6 protein-coding genes and 2 pseudogenes are annotated in these 7,408 nt (G+C 71.5%); 3 read left to right on the top strand and 5 right to left on the bottom strand.

What is annotated here, in order from left to right:
- A pseudogene (locus tag ACXJKL_RS10010) lies at positions 1–2,280 on the bottom strand (NAD-glutamate dehydrogenase); the annotation flags it as partial.
- Between the two features lie 147 nt (positions 2,281–2,427).
- On the opposite strand from ACXJKL_RS10010, the gene ACXJKL_RS10005 reads away from it, so the two are divergent.
- Complete coding sequence (locus tag ACXJKL_RS10005) at positions 2,428–2,898, top strand: DUF2505 domain-containing protein (protein WP_457206909.1); 471 nt, start codon at positions 2,428–2,430, stop codon at positions 2,896–2,898.
- Positions 2,899–2,908: 10 nt separating this feature from the next.
- Here ACXJKL_RS10005 and ACXJKL_RS10000 read toward each other — a convergent pair whose 3' ends face one another.
- Genes ACXJKL_RS10000 through ACXJKL_RS09985 form a run of 4 tightly spaced genes read right to left on the bottom strand, consistent with a single transcriptional unit; the run spans position 2,909 to position 6,486 of the window.
- Positions 2,909–3,070 carry a hypothetical protein gene (locus ACXJKL_RS10000; protein WP_457206908.1) on the bottom strand — a complete coding sequence of 54 codons (162 nt, stop codon included), beginning with the start codon at positions 3,068–3,070 and terminating at the stop codon, positions 2,909–2,911.
- Positions 3,067–4,701: an L-glutamate gamma-semialdehyde dehydrogenase gene (pruA, locus tag ACXJKL_RS09995; protein WP_457206907.1), complete on the bottom strand. Its 1,635-nt coding sequence runs from the start codon at positions 4,699–4,701 to the stop codon at positions 3,067–3,069. The genes ACXJKL_RS10000 and pruA overlap by 4 nt, the downstream gene beginning before the upstream one ends.
- 10 nt (positions 4,702–4,711) lie before the next feature.
- Positions 4,712–5,050, bottom strand: a complete 339-nt coding sequence (locus ACXJKL_RS09990) for a DUF6912 family protein (protein ID WP_457206906.1) — start codon at positions 5,048–5,050, stop codon at positions 4,712–4,714.
- Positions 5,047–6,486, bottom strand: a complete 1,440-nt coding sequence (locus tag ACXJKL_RS09985; protein WP_457206905.1) for a WS/DGAT/MGAT family O-acyltransferase — start codon at positions 6,484–6,486, stop codon at positions 5,047–5,049. Before ACXJKL_RS09985 ends, ACXJKL_RS09990 begins: the two co-directional genes overlap by 4 nt.
- Before the next feature lie 167 nt (positions 6,487–6,653).
- Between ACXJKL_RS09985 and ACXJKL_RS09980 the strand changes: the two genes are divergently transcribed.
- Both ACXJKL_RS09980 and ACXJKL_RS09975 read left to right on the top strand, forming a co-directional pair.
- Positions 6,654–7,103, top strand: coding sequence for a hypothetical protein (locus tag ACXJKL_RS09980; RefSeq protein ID WP_457206904.1), 450 nt, complete (start codon positions 6,654–6,656; stop codon positions 7,101–7,103).
- 1 nt (position 7,104) lies between these two features.
- Positions 7,105–7,408: pseudogene (locus ACXJKL_RS09975) on the top strand (hypothetical protein); the annotation flags it as partial.

Genomic DNA, 7,408 nt, shown 5'->3' with positions numbered 1-7,408 from the left:
GATGTGGGTGCGGTAGGAGCGCAGGATCCGGTCGTGGTCGAGGCTGACCACGTCGTCGAGGGCGTGGGCCAGCCGTTCCTCCACCTTGCCCACCCGTGCCGTGCGCTGCTCGTCGTCGGCCGACGCGCCGCCTGCGGGGTCGAAGCGGGCCTCGAAGAGCTGGACCAGCAGCCGGGTGATGTCGACGTTGTTGGCCAGCGCGCCCTCGATGTAGTCGAGCGCGAACGGGGTGTTGCCCTGACGCATGTACTTCGCGTAGGCGCGCAGCACGGTCGCCTGGCGCCACGTGAGCCCGGCACCGAGGACAAGCGCGTTGAAGCCGTCGGTCTCGTTGCGGCCCTCCCAGACGGCACGCAGCGCGTCGGAGAACAGCTCGCGCGCCGTCGCCGGGAGCTGGCGACCGTAGCGCAGCCCGAACTCGTAGACGTACGACTCACGCCCGAGGCCCTCCAGGGAGTAGGGACGCTCGTCGACGACCTCGACCCCCATGGAGGACAGCATCGGCAGGACGCCGCTCAGCGACAGCGGAGGACCGACGCGGAACACCTTGAGCCGCGCCTCCCCGCGACCGGCGTCGACCTGCTCGAAGAGGGCCAGGTCGATGCCCTCGTCGCCCGCGATGGCCTCGATCCGACCGAGGTCGGCGGCCGCCTGGCGAGGGTTGAAGTCCTCCTTGTAGGCCTCCGGGAMGGAGTCCACCCAGCGGCGGGCCAGGCGCGAGCCACGCTCCTCGCCGTACTCGGTGACGACGGCGGCGGTGAAGTCGTCGCGCCACGAGCGCGAGGCCTCGACCATCCGGCGCTCGAGGTCGTGCACGTCGACATCGGGRACGGTCTCGCCCGGACGGGGGTGGACCACGAAGTGGACGCGTGCGCTGGTGGCCTCGTTGACGCGGGCCGTGAACTCGACGCTGTCGCCCCCGAGGCGCTCCTTGAGGATCTGGGAGAAGCGCTCGCGGACCGTGGTGTTGTAGCGGTCGCGGGGGAGGTAGACGAGCACGGAGACGTAGCGTCCGTAGGTGTCGCGACGGGCRAAGAGCCGCAGCTGGCGGCGCTCGCGGGCGTACATGACGGCCTGCACCGTCGGCGCGAGCTCCTCGGCCGGGGTGTGGAAGAGCTCGTCGCGGGGGTAGTTCTCCAGGGTGTCCATCAGCGCCTTGCCGGCGTGGCTGCGCGTGTCGAAGCCGACCTGCTGCATCACCGAGCGGACCTTGTCGCGCAGCAGCGGGATGCGGGCCACCGACTCGGTGTAGGCGGCGCTGGAGAAGAGCCCGAGGAAGCGCTGCTCGCCCACCACGTCACCCTGTGCGTCGAACGTCTTGACGCTCACGTAGTCGAGGTAGGCCGGGCGGTGCACGGTCGCCCGCGAGTTGGCCTTGGCCAGCACCAGCAGCGTCTTCTCGCGCGCCTTCTCGCGCACCAGCGCGGGCAGCTTGCCGAACGAGTCGGACATGTCCTGGTCGGCGCGCAGGATCCCGAGGCCGGTGCCGGGGACGGCCCGCAGGGCCAGGTCCTCGCCGTCCTCCTCGAGGCGGTACTCGCGGTAGCCGAGGAAGGTGAAGTGGTCGTCGGCCAGCCAACGGACGAACTCGGCCCCCTCGCTCACCTCCGCAGCGTCGAGGGGCGGCGGGTCGGCGACCAGCTCCTCGACGACGCCGAGGGCCCGGTCACGCATCTTCTCCCAGTCCTCGACCGACTCGCGGACGTCGCGGAGCACCCGCTGCAGGGACTCCTCGATGAGATCCATGTCGGCCCGGTCGACCACGCGGTCGATCTCCACGTGCATCCAGGACTCGCCGAGGGCGTCGGCGGCCGACTCGCTGACCACGCCCTCCTCGGTCGCCCCGACGGTCTGCAGCGCACCCGTGATGTCACGGGTGACCTCGAACTGCGGGTGGATGACCACGTGCACGTTGTGCTCGAGGCGGGAGAGCTCCATGGTCACCGAGTCGACGAGGAACGGCATGTCGTCGGTGACGACCTCGACCACCGAGTGACCGGCCGCGGACCATCCCGCGTCGGCGGGGCCGGGAGTGACGACCCGGACCGCGGCGGTGCCCTGCGGCCGGGCCTGGGCGAGCCGGTGGTGCGAGGCCAGCGCGCCGTACAGGTCCTCGGGACTGCGCTCGACGAGGTCCTCGGCGGCGACGTGCCGGTAGTAGGCGACGAGGAGGTCCTCGACCTGGTCGTGGTCGGGTCCTCCGGTGCCCTTCGAGTGACGCGCCGCGTCGGCGGCCCGGGTGAGCAGTTCGGCCTTGTCGTCCTCGAGCGTGGTGAGCACGCTCCGACCCTAGGACCCTGCTGTGACGGGGACAACACGGGGTCACCACGTGATGTCTCGTCCGCCAGACATCCTGCGGTGACGGGCTGCGGCCGGCTCCGCCATGATGTGCCCCATGGTGCACACACACGAAGGCACGACCCGCTGATGGCCACGTCCCTGCGCAAGGAGCTCGCCTACGACGCCGGCCCGGACGCGGTCGCGGCGATGCTCGCCGACCCCGCGTTCCGCGAGGAGGTGCTGGAGCGCCAGCACGTCCTGCGCGGCTCCGCCACGGTCTCGGGCAAGCACGTCACCGTCGAGCAGGTGCAGTCGGCCCGCGACCTCCCGTCGTTCGCCCGCACGATCGTCGGCGACGAGATCGTCATCGTCCAGCAGGAGCGCTGGCTCACCGACACGGCAGCCGACATCCACCTGGCCATCCCGGGCAAGCCCGGCGACATCACCGGCACCATCCAGCTCGACCCGGCGGGCGCGGGCACCGTCGAGACCGTCGACCTCACCGTCAAGGTGTCCATCCCGCTCGTCTCGGGAAAGATCGAGAAGCTCATCGCGGAGATGATCGGCAAGGCGCTCGCCAAGGAGCACGAGGTCGGTCAGGAGTGGCTGGCCCGCTGAGCTCCCCCGGTCAGTCGTCGTCCTCGCGGCGGCGCCACCAGACGACCACCGCGAGGAGCACGAACGGACCGAACGCGAGCAGGAGGGTCAACGCCTGCTCGTAGGGATGCAGCGACCCCATGTGCAACGGGGTCACCGGGTGGAACGAGGACACGGGGTGGGGCAGGGTCACTCGACGTCCATGTAGGGGTAGCGGTGGTCCTTCGGGGGCACGAACGTCTCCTTGATGGAGCGCGGCGAGGTCCAGCGCAGCAGGTTGACCGCGGCGCCGGCCTTGTCGTTGGTGCCCGAGGCGCGGCCGCCACCGAACGGCTGCTGCCCCACGACGGCCCCGGTCGGCTTGTCGTTGATGTAGAAGTTGCCGGCCGCGAAGCGCAGCGCGTTGCGGGACCACGCCACCGCGGAGCGGTCCTGGGCGATGATGGCGCCGGTCAGGGCGTACGGCGCGAACGACTCCATCTGGGCCACGACCTGCTCGAAGCGGTCGTCCTCGTAGACGTGCACGGCCAGGATCGGGCCGAAGTACTCCTCGGAGAACATCTGGTCCGAGGCGTCGGTGGAGACCACGATCGTGGGGCGCACGAAGTACCCGACCGAGTCATCGGTCTGGCCGCCGGCCAGCAGGGTGAGGTGCCTGTTGGCCCGCACCCGCGCGATCGCCTTCTTGTGCTTGGCGAACGCCCGGTCGTCGATGACGGCGCCCATGAAGTGGGAGAAGTCCGTGACGTCACCCATCGAGAGGCCCTCGGTGTCGGCGACGAGCTGGTCCTTGATCTTGTCCCACACCGAGCGGGCGACGTAGGCCCGCGAGGCGGCCGAGCACTTCTGGCCCTGGTACTCGAAGGCACCGCGCAGCATCGCGACCCGCGCGACGTCCGGGTCGGCCGAGGGGTGCACGACCACGAAGTCCTTGCCACCGGTCTCGCCCACGATGCGCGGGTAGGTGCGGTAGCCGGAGATGTTGGTCCCGATGGTCTGCCACAGGTGCTGGAAGGTGGGCGTCGAGCCGGTGAAGTGGATGCCCGCGAGGTCCGGGTGGGTCAGCGCGACCTTGGAGACGTCGAGTCCGTCGCCGGGCAGCATGTTGATGACGCCGGGCGGCATGCCGGCCTCCTCGAGCAGCTCCATGGTCAGCGACGCGGCCAGCTGCTGGGTCGGCGACGGCTTCCAGATCACCGTGTTGCCCATCAGGGCCGGCGCGGTCGGCAGGTTGCCCGCGATCGCGGTGAAGTTGAACGGCGTGATCGCGTAGACGAAGCCCTCGAGCGGGCGGTGGTCGGTGCGGTTCCAGATGCCGGGGCTGTTGGCGATCGGCTGGTCGGTGAGGATCTCGCGCGCGTAGTGGACGTTGAAGCGCCAGAAGTCGATCAGCTCGCACGCCGCGTCGATCTCGGCCTGGAACGCCGTCTTGGACTGGCCGAGCATGGTCGCGGCGTTGAGGCGCTGGCGCCACGGGCCGGCGAGCAGGTCGGYGGCCTTGAGGATGATCGCGGCCCGGTCGTCGAACGACATGGCCCGCCAGTCCGGGGCCGCCGCCGTCGCGGCCTTGACGGCCGCCTCGGCGTCCTTGGCCGTGGTGTTCTTGAAGGTGCCCAGCACGTGCTGGTGGTCGTGGGGCTGGACGACCTTGATCTCGGCGCCACCACCGTTGCGCCTGCGGCCGTTGATGTGGGCCCGCAGCGTGTGCTGCTTGCCCTCGAGCCGGGCCAGCTCCACCTTCAGCGCGGCGCGCTCGGGGCTGTGCGGGGCGTAGGTGAGGTTCGGCTCGTTGACCGGAGCCGGAGGAGAAGTGATCGCGTCCATGGGCCCGACCCTAGCGACCCGCGATCAGCTCCGGGATCTCCTGGGTGGCGTACCAGGCCAGGTCGTCGTCAGGGTCGGCGTCGTCCTCGATGTCGACGTGCACCGAGGCCACCAGACCCACCGGCACCGATCGCGCTCCGTCCGCGATCTCGGCGACCAGCACGACCCGGCGTCCGGGGCCCTGCAGCAGCGCGGCCGACGCGTCCGCGGCGGTCATCAGGGCGGCGTACTCGGCCTCCTCCGACGCGTCCTCGGCCGTGATCGGGTCGGCGTCGACGGGGACGACACCCTCGGCGTGGATGCGCGCCAGCCGCTCCAGCGTCGTGGGCACGTAGACCCGGACGCTCACGACCGCTCCCCCGTACGCCGGCCGCGGGGCGCACGCTTGCGGGCGCCGCTGGCCGACTCGGCGAGCTCGTCGAGGGCCTCCAGCAGGCACTGGCCGAGGGTGTCGACGTCCGGGACCGCGTCCCGGTCGGCGGTGATGCCGTAGAAGACGCCCCCGTTGTACGACGTGACGCCGACGGCCAGCGTGTGCTCGGGCAGCAGCGGGTGCACCGGGTAGGTCTCCACCATCTCCGCGCCGGCGGCGTACAGCGGGAACTGCGGGCCGGGCACGTTGGTCACCGAGAGGTGGAAGCCACGGCGCACCTCCGCGGCCGCCACCCGCGAGCCGAGGGCGTGGAAGGTGGTCGGCGCGAAGCCCGCGATCCCCGCCAGGCGGCGAGCGGAGACGGCTCGTCCGGTCTCCTTGTGGGCCTGGAAGCCGTAGCTGACCTGGTGGAGGCGCACCACCGCCGACGCCTCGCTGATCGGCAGGTTGACCAGGTGGCCGGCGATCTGGGTGCCGAGCGAGGTGGCCTCGAGCTCGTCGTCGATCACCGACATCGGCACCATGGCTCGGATCGTGCGGACCCCGGCCATGGACTCGGTGCGGGTCATCAGCCAGCCGCGGAGCGCGCCGGCGACGGTGGCCAGGATGACGTCGTTGACCGTGCCGCCGTGGACGGTGCGGATCCGCTTGTAGACCTCGAGCTCGGTGCGGACCGCGAGGAAGCGGCGCTGCTGCGAGAGCGGACGGTTGATCGGGCTGCCGTGGACCGGGCTCCGGCCGGCCAGGGCGCCGGCGATGCCACCGAGCCGGTGCGCGGTCGAGGTGATGCTCCGCGTGGCCGCCTCGGCGTTCGCCCGGACCGTCTGGACGGCGGTGCCGGGGTGTTCCAGGGTGTCGGTGACCGCGTCGAGCGCCAGGCCCAGGGCACTGGGACGACCGCGTGGATGCCACTCGTCGTGGCCCAGGTCCCGCGCGTCCGGGGTCGTGTCGAGCAGCACCTGGCCGATGTCCACGGTCTCGCGACCGTCGACCAGGATCTGGTGGCTCTTGGTCAGCACGGCGACCCGGCCCCCCTCGAGGCCCTCGACGAAGTAGATCTCCCACAGCGGGCGACCGCGGTCCAGCGGGCGGGACGCGATCCGGGCGACGAGCTCACGCAGCTGGTGGTGGTCACCGGGACGTGGCAGCGCGGAACGGCGTACGTGGTAGCCGATCTCGAAGTCCGGGTCGTCGACCCACACGGGGTTGGCGAGCCGCCCCGGCACGGACTGGAGCCGCTGGCGGTAGCGCGGCACGAACGCGATCCGGTCGGCGATGAGCTCGACGAGGCGGGCGTGGTCGAACCCGGAGTCACCGGGGTCGAAGATCTCGACCGTGGCGTTGTGCATCGGTGTCGACGGGGACTCGGTGGCCAGCAGGGCCAGGTCCCGCGGCCGCAGCCGCTCGGTCATGTCAGCCCCTTCGTCGTGGTGTCGGACACTCCCGGAGGCCCGCGGCACGGCCCGGACGCCGACTGTGTTGCTCCCCGTGGGATTCTGGCAGAGGCTCCCACCCCGAGCGGCGGGAGTCCAAGCCCGACACGGGTGGAAGCCCGGTCCCACGATCCACGGAGGAACACATGCGCGCGACGCGGCTCGCCCCGCTGGCCACGACCCTGCTGCTGGTGACGCTCGGCGTCACCGCCTGCGGCGACGACACCGCCACGGAGCCCGACTCGGAGAGCAGCGCCACCCCCTCGACGCCGTCCGAGTCGTCGAGCACCACCGAGAGCACGCCCAGCGACTCCACGCAGAGCCCGGATCCGGCCACGCAGACCATCGAGATCACGTTCGAGGGCGACACCGTCACGCCCAACGGTGAGCGCGTCGAGGTGCCACTGGGCGAGGAGATCGAGCTGGTCGTCACGGCCGACGCGCCCGGCGAGCTGCACGTGCACTCCACCCCCGAGCAGGAGCTGGAGTACGCAGCCGGCACCACCACCCTCCCCCTGGTGATCGACCAGCCCGGCGTCGTCGAGGTCGAGTCCCACGACCTCGAGCTCACGATCGTCCAGCTCGAAGTCCGCTGAGGTGGGTCTGCTCGAGCCCGGGACGGCGCCCGGGGGCCGAGACCTGCTCGCCCACGGCATCGGCGGGGCCAAGGACCTGCCGATCCCCCTCGAGCTGGCGATCGCCGGCGCGGTCGCCGCGCTGGTGGTCTCCTTCACCGTCCTGGCCCTCGCCTGGCGCACCCCTCGGTACGACGCCGGCACCAGTGGGCGTCCCGCTCCCGCCTGGCTCGACCGGCTGATCTCCTCGACCGCGTGGCGAGTCGGCCTGCGGGCGCTGGGCTTCGCGGTCTTCGTCTACGTCGCCGCCGCGGCGGTCTTCGGCC

Source organism: Nocardioides sp. P5_C9_2 (assembly GCF_054049555.1).
The sequence above is the reverse complement of the archived record's forward strand: the minus strand, read 5'-3'. Positions and strand labels throughout refer to the sequence as shown.

Coding starts and splice junctions, on each gene's coding strand:
- ACXJKL_RS10005 (WP_457206909.1), top strand. CDS start 2,428: ATGGCCACGTCCCTGCGCAAGGAGCTCGCCTACGACGCCGGCCCGGAC.
- ACXJKL_RS09980 (WP_457206904.1), top strand. CDS start 6,654: ATGCGCGCGACGCGGCTCGCCCCGCTGGCCACGACCCTGCTGCTGGTG.
- ACXJKL_RS09985 (WP_457206905.1), bottom strand. CDS start 6,486: ATGACCGAGCGGCTGCGGCCGCGGGACCTGGCCCTGCTGGCCACCGAG.